The following is an 18,365-nucleotide window of genomic DNA, read 5'->3' as shown; positions in this document are numbered from 1 at the left end:
TTGTTTTTACCTTCTTTTTATAACAGCCATGGTGCACCTAGAAACACAAATTAACCGCTCTTCCTCGTCTGTAATTTTAATATCCCAAACCATCGTTTTTTTCCCTTGATGCAAGACAGTCCCTGTCGCTGTAACAATACCATCTTTTTTCCCTCTAACATGATTCGCATTAATTTCTAGCCCTACTACCACTTCACTCGACTTGTCAACGAGCTCAAAAGCTCCAACAGAGGCAACTGTTTCTGCTAATGCTACTGAGGCGCCACCATGCAGCAACCCCCACGGCTGGTGTGTTCTCTCGTCTACAGGCATTGTTGCAACCACCAACCCCCTTTCAACTTTAATCACTTCAATTCCAAGAGCATGAATAAGCGTTTTTTTTAGATCCATACTTTTTCCTCCATATCAATTCGATTAAATTTCCAAAAAAAATGATTTTATTATGTCATCGACTTAATTTTTTGTTTTCTTTTCCTTTTGATCAGTTTCAAAATAAAATAGCTGGTGGTAAGAACCGCGACTATAAGAAGAAGCTCTGTCTCCATCTGAAAAATTCTTTCCTTGTGGTCCCCAAACCAGTAACCTAAACTAAACATAATGATCAGCCATACAAACGCACCTGAATAAGCAAAGAGCATAAAGGTTTTAAACGATAGTTTACTAACGCCATATAAAAAGGGAACAAAGTTTCTTAAACCAGGAATAAAATAACTCATTGTTAAAGAATATGAATGGTATTTATTCATCACATTAAGAGATCTTTCTATCACTTTAGAAAAGCGCTTTCTTTTCTTTAAAAAAGGCAACAATGGGCTGCCAACAAACCGGCCTAGTAAATAAGCAGTCGTTAAAGCCGCTACAATTCCTCCAAATGTCACTAAAAAAGCAGCAATTGGATTTAATACTGCCTGCGAAGCGGCAATTCCAATTGTCATCACGATCAGTTCGTTTGGCAATGGCGCACCAAATACACCCAACCAAAGCCATAAAAAAAGCCCTAAATATCCGCTACTTTCAATGAGGTCCAAAATAAAATCAAGTTCCATATCTTGTACGCCTCTTTCTCAATGCCAAATAGAACATTCATCTCTTCCTAATATCTTCAGGCTTTTATTTTAAACATGTGCTCTTCATCAAATTATACCAATTATACATATAAACGTCTGTAATTTTGCCCAATATTCAAATCAGGCGAGCATGAATGGAGAACAAGCAATATAATATGCATTCACTAACCTCTCCTTACATATATATAACTAAAAAGGAAAGGGGATGAGTTCGATGTATCCATATTATCATTCCGCCTTCCATGCACATACTTACCCTCCTCTCCCCCATTATTACGGACAATATTCAGTACCAATTCAATTTATACCTTATATAAAAAGCAGACAATTTCCTACAGTAAATCCTGATATGTTCATGAGTTCTGCTCAGCATATGCAGACCCTAATGAAAGACGCAAGCCTTATATTAGCTAAAATGGCAAATTCTCATCAATTCGCATTTGATTTGATGACTGCCGCTCAAAGCTCTAATAAAACAAAAGTAAATGAAATATTAAAAGAGACTGGGATTCAATCATCGCCTTCTGTATCCTATACTCCAGACGGATTAAAGCTTGACTTCAAAACGGACGTTGATCATGTTAATTGCTGCCACCTTAACCTTTCTTTAAAGTGGATGTAATTTATTTTTATCAATTTTTGGCTCCTTTTTTCTATTGTTTTATCAGATGAGCTTTCAGCTATAAAAAAAGCTTATGAAACCTTGCTTTCAAACGAAATGAGCCAAGAGTCGGTTCATCAACAATATTGTTAAACAAAGCTATCAATTAAGAAAAAAGTTGAAAAATTCACGGATGTACCCGCATCTATTCGTGAACAGGAAAGAGCACTTTCTTAATCACTACTAATTTTGTCCCTAAAAGCTTCTCCAACAGAGGAGCTTTTGATCAACTGTAATAAGAACAAGCAAAAAATCGTGTGTACTTACACTACTTAAACGAAGATGCATTCCGGAAAAATCGGGATTAATTCCGAAATTTTTCTGCTTAATTCCGGAAAAAGCAGATATAATTCCGGGAAAATTGCATTAATTCCGGAATTTCACCCTACAATTCCGGAAACATAAGAAAAAGGCCCTCTTTTTCAAAAGAGAGCTTTCAGATCCTATTCAATCTTAATAAATCGGTGGCCCACCATAATATCCACCAAAGCCTCCATAGCCTCCAAATCCGCCATAGCCATATGGCACAGGGGCATATGGGACAGGATATGGTCTTGGACGAGGATAGAAGGCTCCACCAATCAATCCTCCAGCCAATCCTCCTAACAACCCTCCAACAAATGGAGCACCGAAAAAGAAAAACCGCTGATCGTTTGCGACTGGATTTCTATAGTAATGATACATTCGACTCCCTCCTTCAAATTACAACTTCCCTACACTACTTCATATGCAAATATCCCCTATTAAGAGTGGGCTTTAGGCATACTTAACCATAACGCTTGCCTATGAAAGTTAAATATGAATAGGATGAACTCGAAAAAAAGCTCGGGAATAATGATTAAGTGGATGAGAAAAATAATGCTCGTGCAAAATTCAGCTTTTTAACTTTCTATTTTCAATTAAAAATTAGAAAAGCAAGTGAGCTTTTCACTTGCTTGAATTTAAAAAGATTTTCATTTTTATAATATCATTACAGCAATCCAGCCAAAAATGATTAAAGGGATATTATAATGCACGAAGGTAGGGACACAAGTATCCCAAATATGATTATGCCCACCATCTACATTTAGTCCTGCTGTTGGTCCTAATGTGCTATCCGAAGCTGGGGAACCGGCATCACCCAATGCAGCTGCTGTCCCAACTAGAGCAATCGTGGCCATTGGACTAAACCCTAATTCCATCGCAAGCGGAACAAAAATAGTAGCAATGATCGGGATCGTTGAAAAGGATGAACCGATCCCCATCGTTACAAGTAATCCAACGACTAGCATTAAAAGTGCCGCTAGTGCCTGGCTCCCACCAATTAATTGGGCGGCTTGATGCACTAAAGCAGCAACATGACCCGTTTCCTTCAGCACGTCGGCAAACCCAAATGCTGAAAGCATTACAAAGCCGATAAATGCCATCATTTTCATTCCTTCTGTTAAAAGGTGATCTGCTTCTTTCCACTTCATGGCACCACTTATATATAAAATGAGAATCCCTGCTAATGCACCAAAGATCATTGAATCGAGGAATAACTGCACGACTAATGCTCCCACGATGGAAATGAGCGCAAACACAATACCGCTTTTTGAATAAGAACCTTCTGCAGTTACTTCCACCTCCTTTGTTTCATAAACTCTTTCCTTACGATATGAAACAAATATAGCGAAAAGCAAGCCAGCAACAAGCCCTGTTGTCGGTATTAGCATAGCAACAGGAATATCACTTAAATTGACCGCCATACCACTATCGGCCATATTCACGGCAATGATATCCTGAAATATTTTTCCGAAACCAATTGGAAGTAAAATATATGGAGCAGTTAAACCAAAAGTTAAAACCGAAGCAATTAATCTTCTATCTATTTTTAATTCATTCATTATTTTTAAGAGAGACGGTATAAGGATTGGAATAAAAGCGATATGAATTGGAACTAGGTTTTGTGATAAACATGCCAGCACTAAAATCAAAATAACAATCAACACTTTAGAATATTTTTTTCCAGAGTCTCCGCCTTTTTTGATGATTCCTAGCACCCGATCCACCAATAAGTTTGGAAGTCCAGTGCTCGATAGGGCCACCGCAAAACCGCCTAATAACGCATAGCTAAGTGCTACCTCTGCACTTCCCCCAAGCCCACCGGAGAACACTTCTATCGTTTCATTTAAAGTCAGCCCTCCCGCTAGCCCTCCAACGAGTGCGCCAATAGTGAGCGCTAAAACGACGTTGACCCTTACTAAACTTAAAATTAACATAATGGAAACTGCCAACACTACCGCATTCATTACATGTTCTCCCCTCGATGCTTTAGTACGATAAATTGGTAGAGAATTAAAATACATGTAATAAAATAGCATAGTAGATTATAGGTGTCAAATTTTTTTACAATACTTTTTTGCAAAAAAGTGTCAAGCCTTTTCGCACACTTCAGTTCGAATTGCTCCTGCGTAGGTGAAATCAATATATGTCCATCGATTTTGACTTAGCGGAGAAATGGGAATTTTGACTGCTTAAAGCTAGGCATTAGTGAAAACTTCCTAAACGACAAAAAGACCGTAGACAATCACACGACTTTTTCGAGTTTGTCTACAGCCTGAATACGAGAGAAAATTTCCTGCCGAAATTTGTTTAATTTTTTTCAAATCTTTCAACAAGAAGTGCCAGCGTACGTACCATCACACCTGTAGCGCCTGCTGGTCCTACATCAGACGGATTTCTTGTTGTCGCCGTTCCAGCAATATCTAGATGGACCCAAGGTGTTCCTTCTGCAAATTCACCAACAAAAGCACCGCCCATGATTGCATGTCCTTCACGTCCGGGTGAATTATTCAAATCGGCAATTTTACTATCGCGAACTCTCTCAATATCTTTTGCAAATAACGGTAAGCGCCAGATCGGTTCACCTGCTTCGTATGACGCTTCAAGCACTTGTTCAAACCAAGCTTCATCATTTGTCAATGCACCTGTTGTGTTCACTCCCAGAGCGACAATAACGCCACCTGTTAATGTGGCCACATCGACTAAATATTCGGCTCCATGATGCTTCGCGTAAGTGATAGCGTCAGCAAGAACAAGTCGGCCTTCAGCATCTGTGTTTAATACCTCAATCGTTTTCCCGCTCATTGAGGTAATCACATCATCCGGCTTAAAAGCTTTGCCGCTGATCATATTGTCAGTGGATGGAATGACAGCAACGACGTTTTGTTCTGGACGCAATTCTCCGATAATTTCCATCGCACCTAAAACAGCGGCCGCTCCACCCATATCTGATTTCATTCCGACAATACCATCCTTCGGTTTAATGGAGTAGCCGCCAGTATCAAATGTTATCCCTTTTCCTACAAGGCCGATCACATCTGACCACTCATCCTTGCCTTGATACTTTAAAACAATCATTTTAGGCGGTTCATCAGAGCCTTGATTAACGGCTAAAAGGGCTCCCATTCCAAGCTTTAGCATATCCTCTTTTTCTAATATCTCTACTTCGAAATGATATTTTTCACCAAGCTCTTTAGCGTAATTGGCCATATCGGTTGCCGTCAATAAATTACCCGGTGTATTTACTAATGTGCGAGCTGAATTGGTGCCTTTCCCGTACACATAACCAACGGTTGCAGCCGCCTGAATTTCATCAGCATCGTCCTCACTCAAGATGATGACCTTCTCTATTTCTTTCTTTGGTTCATTCGACTTTTGTTTATATCCTTCGAATTCATAAATTGCTAACGGCAATGCTTCACTTAAAACATGGACAGCATCTACAGATTCGATCGCTTCTGTAACAAATGTATCGAGATAAATCGCCGCCTCAGCCAATTTCGAAGCTTGGATTTCCTTAAATGCTTTTCCGAACGACTCTCGCAGCAATTCCAATGTTAGCTCTTTCTCTTTACCTAGCCCGACGAAGATTAATCTTTTTGCACCAATTTTTCCAAATGTATGTATCTTTGAAATGCTTTTCTTTTTCGCTGATATGTCGCCACTCTTCACTAGCTCTGTTAATTGTCCTGCGAATAACTCATCTAACTTAGACAACGAGCCTGAAAATTTTTCAGGTTTATCTATAACTCCAATAACTATACACTCAAACGAATCTTGAAATTGTAATTCATTTTTTACCTCAAACATGTGGTCACCTCCAAGAATATGTATTCATTATAATCGATATCACTTTTTCTTTCGACTTATTGGTATTCATCTTCCTCCAGGTACAACAGAAGCTCAGGCAACGCAGGTAAGGAATCCACATTAGAAAATGAAACTCGATCGATATGTTGTGGTATAATAATGAGACACTCCTCTATAAACTGATATACTTTTTCAAGGTCAAGGCCCCAATATTTTGGACGGTAACGCTGTAAATATTCATGAGCAGCCATCATCATTAAACGAGCACCTTTGACGTTTCCATACTCATAATGATAAATGGCGACACTCATTTGTAATAACCCTTTTAAGAATAAATTTGATTTCTCTGTCATCCACATTTCTTCGAGTAAATCATGACAGGTATAGTAATCACCTTCGTTAAAGTGTACAAAAAACTGATAATACTCAAGTGGATACTCTTTCAACATACATACTCCTCTCATTTTATAGCTTACAAAAAAATTGTATGGAGCAGACTTATAATAGTAAACAATAGACCTTATTATGATCAACAAAGGTGGTTACAGCATGGAGCTATTTGTCAATTTCTCATTTTGGGCTGCATTAGCAGCAATCCTATTCGCACAATTTGTCAAAGTGCCAATTCATTTTGCTGTCACAAAAAAATTAGACTGGTCTTTGCTGACAAGCACTGGTGGTATGCCTAGCTCCCACTCTGCAGCCGTTACTGCATTATCTACTGGAGTGGCACTTGAAGCGGGAATGCAATCTTCCGTATTTGCTGTTTCAGCCATTTTTGCCATTATCACAATGTTCGATGCAACAGGTGTACGCAGACAAGCTGGAGAACAAGCAATCGTGCTAAACCAGCTTGTTGCTGATTTCAACAGATTTATTGAGGAAGCCAAGGATTGGCCCCATAAGCCCGATCAAGAGAAACGTAAAGAACTGAAGGAATTACTTGGGCATAAACCAATTGAAGTCTTTTTTGGAGGATTGACAGGGATCATCCTTACATTAATTTTACACTACTTAATCCATCTTTGATGACGAAATAACTCAAAAAAGAACCCCCAGGAATCACCACCATTTAAAGTGGTGATTCCTGGGGGTTCAATACATTTCGATTCTTTTTCGGCCTCGTGCGCTGCCCTCATTTATTGACTTTTTGATTGGTTAAATTGTTGACGGAATACTTGCATCGACTCATTTTCATTTAGTGCTCTTAATTCTTCCTCTGTCAGCTTTCCATTTCCTTTTTCGATCACGTAAACTTCAACTTTCTTTTTCCCCCACTCGCGGTAAACATCTTCTACCGTTTCGTAGTACAAATCAACCTTGTTTCCCTTTATGGCACCACCTTTATCTGCCACGACCCCATAGCCGTATCCGGGAATAAAAAGAATTGTACCAATTGGAAACACATTTAAATCAGCAGCGACTGTTGAATATAAATCACGAGTTACTTTTACACCAGAATACGTAATTCCAAACTGGGGATGATCGGGTCCTTTTCCTGTCGATTCATATCCGGCAGTGTATCCAGTAGCTACTACTTCTTTACTTGGATATTGAGTCCAATCGATTGCTTCCTCTAACGTGGGCACTGTCCCTGATACCTTTTCACTCGATGAAATCTTTAAATCCAGATTGGTTACTCTTTTAAGAAATTTAAAAGCAACCTCCATTGGCTTTAATTTATGTTCTGTATGAGAGCTTGTTTCTTCATAATGCTCGTCTTCACCATTGAAATATGTTGGTAAAGCTCTAGCTTCAACTCCAGAAATTCCCTGATATGTTGTCATTATTGCTGCACAAAATAATATTGTCATCAAACTTCTTCTTGTCCATTTTTTAAAATGTAACATTCTATTTTTTCACTCCTCCCAAATCTATTCATTTCCCAAGTTGGAATGAATTATTCATGAGAAAGAGTGGTTCTTGTTAAAATATTAGAATATTCAATCTAAATATCCACTTATTTTCCAATAACTCAGCAACAACGTAATCTTAGGCTAAATTGCTGTTACATTTCATTTCTTCCTTTATTCCCGAGTGAATGAGAGGTGTATTCGGACTGAAAGGGCTAAGCGTAATTGGCTCCTAATTGGAATGAGAAACCTATTCGGTCTGAACGGGCTAAGCAAGATAGGTCCTTAAAAAAACAACACAAAAAAAGACCTCCCTTTAAAAAGAGAAGGTCCTTTTCTCGACTTTTCAGTAAAGCATCAAGTTATTATCTTCCATAAGAGCTGTCAGCATTATTTACCGAACCTTTTATACATTTCAATCATTTCTTTAACTAATTCAGAAATGGTTTCAGTACTCATTAATTGGTCTTCAGCATGCATAAAAAGCATAGAAAACTCAACCTTGTTTCCTGCAGCTTCTCTTTGAATTAAGGAAGTGTGAATTTTATGTCCTTCAACTAAATATTTTTTTGATTCCACTAATTTTTCTTCAGCTAGAACAAAATCCCCTTCCTTCGCTGCATAAAGAGCTTCCATGGCAATACTTTTTGCTGAACCGACATTACTAATAATCTGGAAAGCAATCATTTCTAACGTTTCATCGACCATTTTCTTGACACACCCTTCAAGTTGCAATGTAAAAGCGATAGATTAATCTAATATCTTAAAGTCAGGTACAAACCATAGGGTCATGTTCACTCGACGGATTTTCAAAATTTTAGCTTGTAAACGAATATCAATAGCTCCTTATTTTTTTGAAAACGGATAAATTTCTCCATAAAAAATCGTCTCATTTATTTTTTATTAAATTCAGTGCTTCCTCTAGAACCTTTTCACCGTTCATCATCCCATAATATTGCATATTAATTGAATCAACCGGGATATTTTTATCCTGAAGCTTTTTTTCAAATTGAGCTTTCATATAACGGACTTGTGGTCCTAATAATAAAACATCCACGTTTTTCTTAGCTAAATTCTCATCAACTTCGGAAGCTGAAACAGCAAAGATATCTGCTTCAATATTTTGAGACTCTGCCGCCTTTTGCATTTTTGTTACTAACAGACTTGTACTCATCCCCGCTGAACAAACCAACATAATCGTTTTCATCGTTTCTCTCCTCCTATCGGTCTTAGCTTAAATTCCCGCCATTCTCCCTTTAACTAGAAGCATTGATAATCTTGTTGCACAAACGTTTTTTGGCTTTCTCGTGTGAAGACTTTGTTTCAGACATCGATTAATTATTCAATGGGCCAAAAAACAACAGCCTAACTAAAAAAGCTATAAAAATAACCTCTTCACGCCCCAGTGCTCTCTTTTACATGGGTAGCTTCTATTTGGTTGAGCATTTCTTTAAATCTTCTTTTTTTTAACGGAGACCAGATGAGGCCGATAAGGACATCATTTAATTTCTGTAGATAGCCGAAAGACTCCATTTTTTCGATATAGTGTAATTCACAACTACCATTTTCTAAAGGTCGAAGCTTATAGGTGACTAAAAAATCTTGTTTATTACTGGTTGTACGATACTGATAAAATTCATTTTTTATGATTTCTTCGATCCGAATGGTAGCCTTTGCATGTTTTGAAAATGTCTTTTCGTATTCGAATCCTTGTAATTGTTTTTCCGATAATTTTTTTCCCGTTTGAGAATGGATATCTGATAAAACCGATTTTAAAATCGTCTCGTAAAGAAACTCAACTGGTACATTCATTTTTTTTACTAATTCCATCAGATTCACCTAATCTTTTTGAGTATTATTTCTCTTCTTTCCCTGTACAGCCATAATTGCACCGACTATTACTAAAACGAGTGCAGTAGTCAAATTAAGAATTTCGTACTCCCCCGTTTTAGCATTTGCGCTAAATAAAAATAGGAGGCAACCAACACTGAGAAGAAATAGCCCTCTTTTCACCACGTCAATCATCCTTTTTATAAAATCGTAGTTTTCATAGCAAAACTCCTCCGGCATTTTCCTCTGCAACCTTACATTTTTTCATTTGTGAATACTGACATTGCTTTGTTCCATTATAATATAAAATGAACATTTTTTTATGAAAGAGGAGAAGAACGGAAATAAAGCACTGAGCCCCACGGTTGCTTTTTAATAACCGACTTCGCTACACTTGCTGCCTTTTCCAAATCTTCTATGTTTGTGGAGAAATATAAGTTGATCCCCTTTTTTTCATTAAAGGTAAATTGAATTCCATCCTCATTATAATTGTTTAGTAGTTCGATAATTTTATCTTGATGTACACCTGCACTAATCTCAATCATTTTTTTTATTCCTTTCCTTATGATGAAAAGAGGGATGAGCCACTTCACTATGGAAGCAGCCCCTCATAATTTTTTCACTTTTATACAGATTTGTTATCATGCTCTAAATCTGCAATAATTTTATCATCCTGTCCTGCATCAGGAGCCATCTTATTTGCTGCAATGACAAACGGGATCCAAATGAGAAATGATACGAGCATCGCAACCAATGTAACAATTGGAGCGCGCCAGTCCGCCCCTGTTGCCAAGAAGGACAGTAAGAATGGCGGAGTAACCCATACCACTTGTTGAGATACCGGATTAACCAGTCCCCACAATGTTGCAAAGTACCCAATCGAAACCGACACAACTGGTGTAAGTAAGAATGGAATGAACATTAACGGATTCAATACAATTGGCAATCCAAACATGATTGGCTCATTAATGTTGAAAATTCCTGGTCCGACAGATAAATTGGCAACGGTCCGATAATCCTTCCGTTTCGAGAAAAGAAGAAGTGCGATAATTAAAACAATCGTTCCTCCTGAACCGCCATACCATGCATAGGCGTCAAAGGAGCCGCGAACCCACATATATCCTTCCTCGAGTACCAAATCAACTCCACCTTGTTGGAATAAGTTGACGTTTTCCAATTGAGCTACACCGAAAACACCCTCTAGAATTGGCGCAAGCACGTTCGGTCCATGGATCCCGAAGAACCAGAACAATTGCACGAAAAGGGCAACGAGGACAACGGCCCCGAATCCTTGAGACAGACCAAGTAGTGGCAGCGCAACTGTTTTTTGCAGCCATTGTAAAAACGTCATATCCGGTACGAACTTGGAGAATACAAAATAGAAAATAGCAACAACATATAAAGCTACAGTTGCCGGAATGATCGAGGCAAAGGCTTTCGAAATGGCTGGTGGAACAGAATCTGGCAACTTAATGGTAATATCCTTTAACATCAATTTCACATAGATCATTGTAGCGATAAAGCCAATAATCATCGCCGTAAAGAAAAAATTGGCATCCAAATTATTCAATGGGAGCCAGCCCCAGCCTGCCGCGGTAATCCCTTCAGTAGTCGCGGACCAGCCTGCTGCATTTATTGCCTCCACAGTGGCCGCGTCTAAATTCAATCCGGTAATTCCACCGGAGAAGGAAAAGGTAATCCCAGCAATGGAAGCGGCTGTGGAAACAATTCCTCCGGATAACTCGTTGACCCCATATGCTTTGGCAATGTTGTAACCCCATGAGAACACAAAGATCAAACCGGCAATCGCAAGTGTTCCATTCCAGACATAACCGTTAACCGCAATAATTTCTCTAATGACAGGTATACTGTTCCCATCATATCCTTCGAAAGCTAGCGGAGGCAAATCTCTTAAAAGAGCGTTAAGCATAACTGCGACAGAACCAGCCATCGTTGCCGGAAGTGTTCCAATAAAAGCATCCCTCAAAGCAATAAGATGCTTCTGACCCCCTATTTTGCCGGCAAGTGGTAGAAAATATTTTTCTAACCATGCTATCAAAAATTGCATTAAAATACCTCCCTATAAGGAATTTTTAAAAATCGGGTTCACTCCATATACGGTGTAAAAGCAGAGATGTTCATTTACGTCTTGCTTATTTTATGATTCATCGCATCTCCCCCTTCAAGCTGCCAAAAGGCCCTTAATCAGTTCAAATGTACGAAACTCAATAATTAAACCGCTTACAAAAGTTTCATAAAGGAGATCCTTCATTTAGGAAGGATTTAATTAGAAATCTATAAAACTTGGATTTACATAATTTTATTTTCTATTGAAATTGTGGTAAAAAAGCTTTGTGGGCATCCAATAGTTCATCAAGGAGCACTTTTGCCATTTTTTCGTCTGAAACTAACGGATTCATCACTAATGCAATATACGCTTCATGATAATCGCCTGACAAAGCAGCTCGAATCACCTGTTCTTCAAAAGCTTTCATATAATGAATGATCCCTTTAATCGCAGGAGGTAAAACTCCGATCGCAAGAGGTTTCGGTCCTTCTCTAGTAATGACACTATTTACTTCAATTACTGCATCAGGGGGTAGATCTGGTATGGCACCCTGATTGAACGTATTCACAGTCTGAATGTCACCTCGATTGTTGTAAATGGATTCCATTAAGCTACATGCCACATCACTGTAAAAAGCACCGCCTCTTTTTTCAAGCTCCTTCGGCTTGTCACGTAAATGGGGATCACTATATAAATTCAACAGCGATTCTTCTAGCCTTTGAACTGTTTCTGCTCTTGTTCCATGTTCTTTAAATGCGTTGATATCCTTTTCTAAAACCTCTTTTGTTTGAAAATAATATTGATGATAGGGATTTGGAAGCATCTTTAATGATTCGATAAATGTTTTAGTCCAACCAAGATTGACAATATTCGCTGGAGAATAACCAAAATCATCATGACAAATTATCTTCAGTATCTCTTCTGTCCGATCAATTCCCTCTACAAGAACTTTTTTTCCAAACACAAAATGATTCATGCCAACAAATTCGATTTGAACTTCTTGTGGTGAGGAGTTCAAAATTTCCGCTGTTGAATGCCGCATATTATACGGAATATTACAAACTCCAATAACTTTCTTATGAGGGGAATGCTTTAATAAAGCTTCTGTTACAATGCCGGCCGGGTTTGTAAAATTAATGATCCACGCTTCTGGACAGATGGTATGGACATTTTGCGCAAGCTCCATTAAGACCGGAATTGTACGAAATGCTTTAAATATGCCTCCTGCTCCATTTGTTTCTTGTCCGATAAAGCCATGACTTAAAGGAATCCGTTCATCCTTCGCTCTCGCTTCCAATCCGCCTACACGGATTTGAGTTGAGACAAAATCAGCATTTTCAAGCGCCTCTTTTTGATTTAATGTCCATGACAATTGAATAGGTTTAGCCGACTTCTCAATCATTCTCAATGCCAAATTCCCGACAACCTCAAGCTTTTTCTTTCCCATTTCTATATCAACTAGAACAATTTCGCTAACAGGGAATGTTTCATGACGACGGATAATCCCTTCTATTATTTCCGGTGTATAGCTCGAACCTCCACCAACAACAACTAACTTTAGAGACATAACGACGAGCTCCTTATCTGTATTTGACTTTAATTTAATGTTGAGTGAATTTTTAAAAATAGGATCTTTTACAAAAATATATCATACAATTTAGAATTTGTATATAACCTTTTTATTTAAATAAAAATTTGTTATATCTTATCATATATTGTCGGTACATATAAAATTGAGAATACTGCGCTTTCATGTATTAATAAGCGAAGCTCACCATCATACAATTAATATAAGTTCAAAATTTGTATTAACAATTGCGAATGATTGTATTATCTTGTAAACTCAAACCATAGAATACTTGAAGGGGTTTACCATATGGATAAAAATCAGTCATTACACGCCTACATAAAAGATGAACTGCTTGATCGAATCAAGTCGGAAAAATACAAGAAGGGAGAACAAATCCCTACGGAACTTGAATTATGCGAAGAATTTAATGTCAGTAGAACCACTGTACGAACTGCCCTTAATCAACTGACATTAGAAGGCTATCTAGAACGACATCAAGGAAAAGGTACCTATGTTGCTGATCAAAAAGTTAGTCAAACATTGTCACATACCTTTAAAAAATACAAAGATCAAGTCGCTGTACAAGGAAAGAAAGCTGAAATCACACTCGTTACTATCAATGTAATACCGGCAAATGAGTTACTTTTGAACAAGCTGGAGGTAGAACTAAATGATCCGATTCAACGAATTGAAAGAGTGAGGAAGGTCGATGGAGAACCAACACAATTTGAAATTGCCTATATTCCATGGACGGTAGCACCGGGCATCACGAAAGAGCATGCTGAAACTTCATTATATGGAGCTTTTAAAGATGTATTCGGCGTTCATATTGCAAAAACGACAGAACAAATGGAAATCACACTTGCCGATGAACGTACTTGTGCTCATTTAAAATGCCAGCCTGATTCTCCGTGTTTTTACATTGAAACCATTGCAGAGAATGAAAAAGGCGAAAAAGTTGAATATTCACGATCCTATTTTCGAGGAGATAAAACAAACTTTGTGATTGAGCGTTTCTACCCTCAAAATTAAATGATTATATTTTGAACCTTGTTCTATGTTGGAATTAATTTTTGGTTCATTTCCTCGCTGACCTTTCAGTTATACGTAAAGGGCGTGTGAAACCAAAGCCAGATACGAAATGAGCCAAAAATCGTTTGTTCAAATTCTGTTCCACAAAAATGGGGGGATCCAAATGAAAGTATTATTTAATGCAGACGATTTTGGTTTAACAAAAGGAATCAATGACGGAATCATCAAAAGCCATATAGATGGTCTTGTCGATTCTACGACTTTAATGATGAATGGATTGGCAGTAGAGCATGCCGTTCTTGCTGCGAAAAAAACTCCTTCTTTGAAGGTAGGAATCCACCTTGTACTCACTTGGGGAAAGCCATTAAGTACAGAGGTTCCTGACTTAATAAACAAGGATGGTTTTTTCAAATATCGTAATACGTATGCACAATCTGAGGCACCGAATGTAGATCAAGTTGAGCTTGAATGGAAAACGCAGATTGAAGCATTTTTAAACACAGGACTTGAGCTTCATCACATCGATAGTCACCATCATATCCACAGCTGGGAGCCACTTAAGGATGTTGTCGTTAAACTGGCAAATGAGTTCCAGGTACCAGTTAGAAAAGTTGACACTTTATCTGTCCATAAGGATATCCTTTTAACAAATGAACTGTACTTAGATTTTTATGGTCCTGGAGTCTCTAAAGATATTTTTGAACGACTCAAAGAAAGTAAGAGTGATTCAATTGAAGTCATGTGTCATCCAGGGTATGTCGATAACGACTTACATACGGTTAGTTCGTATTGTAATATACGAGAAAAAGAGCTGGAGGTTCTTTGCAGCCTACAGCGGCCGGAGTGGGCAAAAAAGGAATAGAAAGCCTCTCATAATGCAATTGCTTGTTTCATAACTCTTGTATAAATTCCATTTCAACAAAGTAAAAAAGCACTCCCAATAACTTTCAAAATATGGTTGTGGGCAGTGCTTTCTTATGAAATTTAATATCTCAATGAGATCTTAACTATCTCATCTCCGAATCTTACTTCAATTTTCTGTTTAGAATTGTTCAAATCTTTATAGCTTATGTTGTGAACAAGTATATTTTCTTTAATTAGTTCCTCAAAACGTTGAATTTTTTCTTTAACATCATCCATTGTTGAAATTTCGATTGATATATATTTTTCGACAGGTAAATCTAATTTTTTTCGAGTATCCTGAATGGCTCTAATTAATTCTCTAACTTGCCCTTCTTCTACTAGTTGAGGTGTAAGTGTAACATCTAATATCACTTTTAATTGCTCATCTCCAGCCATTTCAAAACCAGAAGCAACTTGATATTCGACATTTATATGTTCCTTCTCAACTGTTACCGTTTGTCCTTTTAACTTTATTTGTAATTTACCATTATCTAATAATGACTTTTTGTCGGTATCGGGGATATGTTCAACATATTCCTTTACTACATTAACCAGTTTGCCAAATGCAGTACCTGCAGTTTTAAAATTTAATTTAAATATAGTTGATTCAAATTTTGATAAATCCTCTGTATAAACAATATCCTTAACATTTAGCTCATCCTTAATGATGCCTGAATATGAGGTTAAAAACCGTCTCCCTTCCTTACGCCATACAATTATTTGTTGCAAAGGTTGCTTAATCTTTAAATTTTTTGCATTACGAATACTACGACCAAGTTCGACGATTTTCAAGATCATTTTCATGTCTGCTTCTAAATCTAGATTAATCATTGAATCATTAGCCTTTGGATAGTCCTGCAAGTGAACACTATATTGATTCAATTTCAAATAGATATCCTCAGCCACATATGGTACAAAAGGCGCTAACAAGCGAGATATAGTTGTAAGTGTTTCAAATAGAGTTGAATAAGCTGCTCGTTTATCTTTTGAAAGCCCAGAAGCCCAAAAACGATTTCTTGAACGGCGCACATACCAATTGCTTAATTCATCTACTAAAGATGCAATTTCTCGTGTTGCTTGAGTAAATTGATATCGATCCATGTAGCCATTAACAAGTTTAACTGTACTGTGCAGACGAGAAAGTATCCATTTATCTAATATTGTTTTCTTACCCGTTTGTTGTCCATTATACACAAAGCCATCTATTTTAGCGTACATAGCATAAAATTTATAGGTATTATCCAACGTGTCAATTAATTTTGATTTTGCATCTTGCACAATCTTTTTTGAAAAACGTTTCGGATTCCAAGGTGAACTATCGACTAAAAATGCCCAGCGAAGTGCATCTGCACCAAATTCCTCTATTAGTTCAACTGGATCTAAAGCATTTCCTTTGCTCTTCGACATTTTTTGACCGTTTTCATCGAGTACATGGCCAAGCGACAAGACATTTTTATAAGGAGCTTTTCCTGTAAGTAGGGTAGAAACAGCGAGTAGGCTATAGAAAAATCCTCTCGTCTGGTCAATTCCTTCAATCACGATATCTGCAGGAAATTGTGATTCGAATGTTTCTTTATTTCTGAATGGATAGTGATACTGAGCAAATGGCATCGATCCACTATCAAACCAAACATCAATAACTTCAGAAGTTCGATGCATAACACCCTTACATTTCGGACAGGTACACTGTACCTCATCAATGTATGGTTTATGCAACTCGATATCATTAGATATTTGAGTCGTCGCTAATCTTTGTAATTCCTTGACACTACTAAGAGCTTCTTCATGTTTACAGGTAGAACATATCCAAACATTTAGTGGTGTACCCCAGTATCGGTTTCTACTTATATTCCAATCCATAAGATTTTCAAGAAAATTACCAAAGCGTCCATCTTTAATATGCTCAGGATACCAATTAACAGTTGCATTGTTCACAAGCATCTTATTCTTTAAAGAGGACATCTTAATAAACCAGCTATCCGTTGCGTAGTAAAGCAAAGGGGAGTCACATCTCCAGCAATACGGGTAGCTATGTTCATATTTCTCCTTGTGAAACAGTGTATCCTGTTCAGAAAGCAATTTAATAATGTCCACATCGCAATTTTTAACAAACCTTCCAGTAAGTTCTGTTACATCCGTAGTATATCGGCCTTCTAGATCGACTAGATTGATAAAGGATAAACCATTCTGCTGAACAGTTTTATAGTCATCTTCACCGTAAGCTGGGGCAATATGGACAATACCTGTTCCACTATCCTCTGTAACATAATCTGCTAATACGATATAATATCCCTTTTCAACAGTCACATAATCGAACGGTGGGGTATACTTAATTCCTTCAAGTTCACGACCCTTATGTTCACTTAAAATAGTTACCTGATCACCAAGAATTTTTCTCACTAAAGATTTTGCAACAATATACACCTCATTTTCTTTTTGAACTCGAACATACGTTATTGTTGGATTTACAGCAAGTGCAACATTGGCGGGTAAAGTCCAAGGTGTTGTTGTCCAACCTAAGAAATATTCATTGTCCGCATCAAAACGCTTAAATTTTACGGTAGCTGATAAATCTTTTACATCTTTGTAGCCCTGTGCCACTTCGTGGGAACTTAAAGTGGTTTGGCAGCTAGGGCAATATGGAGATACACGATGTCCTTTATACAATAAGCCATCTTTGTGAATCTTACTTAAAATATTCCAAACACTCTCGATATAATCATTACTTAAGGTCAAATATGGACTGTCCATATCTACCCAATAACCTAATCTTTCGGTAAATGAACGCCATTTCTTCTCGTAGGTAAATACACTCTCCTTACATTTATTAATAAAAGGCTCCACGCCATAACGTTCGATGTCTTTTTTCCCTGAAATACCTAGTTGTTTCTCAACGCCAAGCTCGACAGGAAGACCATGTGTATCCCATCCAGCCTTTCTCTCTACTTGAAAACCTTGCATCGTCTTGTAACGTGCTACAACATCTTTAATTGTTCGTCCAAAGGCATGGCCAACATGGGGAAGACCATTTGCAGTTGGTGGTCCTTCATAAAAAACAAAAGGGATCTTTCCTTCTCTTAATTGAACAGATTGTTTAAATGTGTTTTCTTTTGTCCAATAATTGCGTATATGTTCTTCACGCTCTACAACCGTTTCCTTAGTCTCATTAGCCTTCATAGATATCGCTCCTTTACAAAAATGAAATTAAAAACATACAAAAAACCCGTCCCAAGTAAGGGACGGGGTTAGCCGCGATACCACCCTAATT

At 37.6% G+C, this 18,365-nt stretch carries 19 protein-coding genes and 1 other annotated feature (1 of these 20 only partly in view); of the genes, 4 read left to right on the top strand and 15 right to left on the bottom strand.

The window, feature by feature from the left end; genetic code table 11:
• Positions 1 to 6 precede the first annotated feature (6 nt).
• Both FCJ93_RS10990 and FCJ93_RS10985 read right to left on the bottom strand, forming a co-directional pair.
• Positions 7 to 390 (bottom strand): hotdog fold thioesterase, encoded by a 384-nt coding sequence (locus tag FCJ93_RS10990; RefSeq protein WP_137743685.1) that lies wholly within the window; start codon positions 388 to 390, stop codon positions 7 to 9.
• Positions 391 to 440: 50 nt separating this feature from the next.
• Positions 441 to 1,046, bottom strand: coding sequence for a DedA family protein (locus tag FCJ93_RS10985; protein WP_095311293.1), 606 nt, complete (start codon positions 1,044 to 1,046; stop codon positions 441 to 443).
• A gap of 235 nt (positions 1,047 to 1,281) precedes the next feature.
• Here FCJ93_RS10985 and FCJ93_RS10980 point away from each other — a divergent pair, with 235 nt between their 5' ends.
• Positions 1,282 to 1,689, top strand: a complete 408-nt coding sequence (locus FCJ93_RS10980) for a hypothetical protein (protein ID WP_137743684.1) — start codon at positions 1,282 to 1,284, stop codon at positions 1,687 to 1,689.
• A 492-nt stretch (positions 1,690 to 2,181) separates the two neighbouring features.
• Here FCJ93_RS10980 and FCJ93_RS10975 read toward each other — a convergent pair whose 3' ends face one another.
• The 4 genes from FCJ93_RS10975 to FCJ93_RS10960 form a co-directional block, all read right to left on the bottom strand.
• A complete protein-coding gene (locus FCJ93_RS10975) occupies positions 2,182 to 2,412 on the bottom strand; it encodes a hypothetical protein (RefSeq protein WP_095311297.1) in 231 nt (76 codons plus the stop codon).
• Between the two features lie 275 nt (positions 2,413 to 2,687).
• Positions 2,688 to 3,998 carry a Na+/H+ antiporter family protein gene (locus FCJ93_RS10970; RefSeq protein WP_095311299.1) on the bottom strand — a complete coding sequence of 437 codons (1,311 nt, stop codon included), beginning with the start codon at positions 3,996 to 3,998 and terminating at the stop codon, positions 2,688 to 2,690.
• 343 nt (positions 3,999 to 4,341) lie between these two features.
• Entirely contained in the window at positions 4,342 to 5,841 is a 1,500-nt protein-coding gene (locus FCJ93_RS10965) for a leucyl aminopeptidase (RefSeq protein ID WP_137743683.1), read from the bottom strand.
• A 56-nt stretch (positions 5,842 to 5,897) separates the two neighbouring features.
• A complete protein-coding gene (locus FCJ93_RS10960) occupies positions 5,898 to 6,287 on the bottom strand; it encodes a DUF309 domain-containing protein (protein WP_095311302.1) in 390 nt (129 codons plus the stop codon).
• A gap of 103 nt (positions 6,288 to 6,390) precedes the next feature.
• Between FCJ93_RS10960 and FCJ93_RS10955 the strand changes: the two genes are divergently transcribed.
• Complete coding sequence (locus tag FCJ93_RS10955) at positions 6,391 to 6,870, top strand: divergent PAP2 family protein (RefSeq protein ID WP_095311304.1); 480 nt, start codon at positions 6,391 to 6,393, stop codon at positions 6,868 to 6,870.
• A gap of 110 nt (positions 6,871 to 6,980) precedes the next feature.
• Here the strand turns inward: FCJ93_RS10955 and FCJ93_RS10950 are convergent, their stop codons facing one another.
• The 8 genes from FCJ93_RS10950 to FCJ93_RS10915 form a co-directional block, all read right to left on the bottom strand.
• Positions 6,981 to 7,691 carry a 3D domain-containing protein gene (locus tag FCJ93_RS10950; protein ID WP_095311306.1) on the bottom strand — a complete coding sequence of 237 codons (711 nt, stop codon included), beginning with the start codon at positions 7,689 to 7,691 and terminating at the stop codon, positions 6,981 to 6,983.
• A gap of 393 nt (positions 7,692 to 8,084) precedes the next feature.
• A complete protein-coding gene (locus FCJ93_RS10945; protein ID WP_095311308.1) occupies positions 8,085 to 8,402 on the bottom strand; it encodes a PTS lactose/cellobiose transporter subunit IIA in 318 nt (105 codons plus the stop codon).
• A gap of 181 nt (positions 8,403 to 8,583) precedes the next feature.
• Positions 8,584 to 8,901 (bottom strand): PTS sugar transporter subunit IIB, encoded by a 318-nt coding sequence (locus tag FCJ93_RS10940; RefSeq protein ID WP_095311310.1) that lies wholly within the window; start codon positions 8,899 to 8,901, stop codon positions 8,584 to 8,586.
• A gap of 188 nt (positions 8,902 to 9,089) precedes the next feature.
• Positions 9,090 to 9,524 carry a DUF3284 domain-containing protein gene (locus tag FCJ93_RS10935; RefSeq protein WP_095311312.1) on the bottom strand — a complete coding sequence of 145 codons (435 nt, stop codon included), beginning with the start codon at positions 9,522 to 9,524 and terminating at the stop codon, positions 9,090 to 9,092.
• 9 nt (positions 9,525 to 9,533) lie between these two features.
• On the bottom strand, positions 9,534 to 9,764 hold the full coding sequence (locus FCJ93_RS10930; RefSeq protein WP_137743682.1) for a hypothetical protein: 231 nt from the start codon (positions 9,762 to 9,764) through the stop codon (positions 9,534 to 9,536).
• An 80-nt stretch (positions 9,765 to 9,844) separates the two neighbouring features.
• Positions 9,845 to 10,069 carry a hypothetical protein gene (locus FCJ93_RS10925; RefSeq protein WP_137743681.1) on the bottom strand — a complete coding sequence of 75 codons (225 nt, stop codon included), beginning with the start codon at positions 10,067 to 10,069 and terminating at the stop codon, positions 9,845 to 9,847.
• Positions 10,070 to 10,149: 80 nt separating this feature from the next.
• Entirely contained in the window at positions 10,150 to 11,592 is a 1,443-nt protein-coding gene (locus FCJ93_RS10920) for a PTS sugar transporter subunit IIC (RefSeq protein WP_137743680.1), read from the bottom strand.
• A gap of 259 nt (positions 11,593 to 11,851) precedes the next feature.
• Positions 11,852 to 13,159, bottom strand: a complete 1,308-nt coding sequence (locus FCJ93_RS10915; RefSeq protein ID WP_095311316.1) for a 6-phospho-beta-glucosidase — start codon at positions 13,157 to 13,159, stop codon at positions 11,852 to 11,854.
• Positions 13,160 to 13,468: 309 nt separating this feature from the next.
• On the opposite strand from FCJ93_RS10915, the gene FCJ93_RS10910 reads away from it, so the two are divergent.
• Together FCJ93_RS10910 and chbG are read left to right on the top strand one after the other, a co-directional pair.
• Positions 13,469 to 14,194, top strand: a complete 726-nt coding sequence (locus FCJ93_RS10910; RefSeq protein ID WP_095311317.1) for a GntR family transcriptional regulator — start codon at positions 13,469 to 13,471, stop codon at positions 14,192 to 14,194.
• A 163-nt stretch (positions 14,195 to 14,357) separates the two neighbouring features.
• The gene (gene chbG, locus FCJ93_RS10905; protein ID WP_137743679.1) at positions 14,358 to 15,056 is read left to right on the top strand and encodes a chitin disaccharide deacetylase; all 699 of its coding nucleotides are present in this window, start codon (positions 14,358 to 14,360) and stop codon (positions 15,054 to 15,056) included.
• Positions 15,057 to 15,178: 122 nt separating this feature from the next.
• Here the strand turns inward: chbG and ileS are convergent, their stop codons facing one another.
• A complete protein-coding gene (gene ileS / locus FCJ93_RS10900) occupies positions 15,179 to 18,274 on the bottom strand; it encodes an isoleucine--tRNA ligase (protein WP_095311321.1) in 3,096 nt (1,031 codons plus the stop codon).
• Positions 18,275 to 18,329: 55 nt separating this feature from the next.
• Positions 18,330 to 18,365: a binding site (T-box leader), on the bottom strand (it continues 203 nt past the right edge of the window).

This window comes from Robertmurraya siralis (assembly GCF_005502275.1).
Classification (GTDB): Bacteria; Bacillota; Bacilli; order Bacillales; family Cytobacillaceae; genus Robertmurraya; species Robertmurraya siralis.
Note: the sequence above shows the minus strand (reverse complement) of the source record. Positions and strands in the feature narration are given on the sequence as shown.

What these genes read in the sequence shown, in the direction of transcription:
- FCJ93_RS10915 (WP_095311316.1), bottom strand. Translation starts at nt 13,159, where the DNA reads ATGTCTCTAAAGTTAGTTGTTGTTGGTGGAGGTTCGAGCTATACACCG.
- FCJ93_RS10940 (WP_095311310.1), bottom strand. Translation starts at nt 8,901, where the DNA reads ATGAAAACGATTATGTTGGTTTGTTCAGCGGGGATGAGTACAAGTCTG.
- FCJ93_RS10950 (WP_095311306.1), bottom strand. Translation starts at nt 7,691, where the DNA reads ATGTTACATTTTAAAAAATGGACAAGAAGAAGTTTGATGACAATATTA.
- FCJ93_RS10970 (WP_095311299.1), bottom strand. Translation starts at nt 3,998, where the DNA reads ATGAATGCGGTAGTGTTGGCAGTTTCCATTATGTTAATTTTAAGTTTA.
- FCJ93_RS10945 (WP_095311308.1), bottom strand. Translation starts at nt 8,402, where the DNA reads ATGGTCGATGAAACGTTAGAAATGATTGCTTTCCAGATTATTAGTAAT.
- FCJ93_RS10965 (WP_137743683.1), bottom strand. Translation starts at nt 5,841, where the DNA reads ATGTTTGAGGTAAAAAATGAATTACAATTTCAAGATTCGTTTGAGTGT.
- FCJ93_RS10980 (WP_137743684.1), top strand. Translation starts at nt 1,282, where the DNA reads ATGTATCCATATTATCATTCCGCCTTCCATGCACATACTTACCCTCCT.
- FCJ93_RS10910 (WP_095311317.1), top strand. Translation starts at nt 13,469, where the DNA reads ATGGATAAAAATCAGTCATTACACGCCTACATAAAAGATGAACTGCTT.
- FCJ93_RS10925 (WP_137743681.1), bottom strand. Translation starts at nt 10,069, where the DNA reads ATGATTGAGATTAGTGCAGGTGTACATCAAGATAAAATTATCGAACTA.
- FCJ93_RS10975 (WP_095311297.1), bottom strand. Translation starts at nt 2,412, where the DNA reads ATGTATCATTACTATAGAAATCCAGTCGCAAACGATCAGCGGTTTTTC.
- chbG (WP_137743679.1), top strand. Translation starts at nt 14,358, where the DNA reads ATGAAAGTATTATTTAATGCAGACGATTTTGGTTTAACAAAAGGAATC.
- FCJ93_RS10920 (WP_137743680.1), bottom strand. Translation starts at nt 11,592, where the DNA reads ATGCAATTTTTGATAGCATGGTTAGAAAAATATTTTCTACCACTTGCC.
- FCJ93_RS10985 (WP_095311293.1), bottom strand. Translation starts at nt 1,046, where the DNA reads ATGGAACTTGATTTTATTTTGGACCTCATTGAAAGTAGCGGATATTTA.
- FCJ93_RS10955 (WP_095311304.1), top strand. Translation starts at nt 6,391, where the DNA reads ATGGAGCTATTTGTCAATTTCTCATTTTGGGCTGCATTAGCAGCAATC.
- ileS (WP_095311321.1), bottom strand. Translation starts at nt 18,274, where the DNA reads ATGAAGGCTAATGAGACTAAGGAAACGGTTGTAGAGCGTGAAGAACAT.
- FCJ93_RS10990 (WP_137743685.1), bottom strand. Translation starts at nt 390, where the DNA reads ATGGATCTAAAAAAAACGCTTATTCATGCTCTTGGAATTGAAGTGATT.
- FCJ93_RS10935 (WP_095311312.1), bottom strand. Translation starts at nt 9,524, where the DNA reads ATGGAATTAGTAAAAAAAATGAATGTACCAGTTGAGTTTCTTTACGAG.
- FCJ93_RS10930 (WP_137743682.1), bottom strand. Translation starts at nt 9,764, where the DNA reads ATGCCGGAGGAGTTTTGCTATGAAAACTACGATTTTATAAAAAGGATG.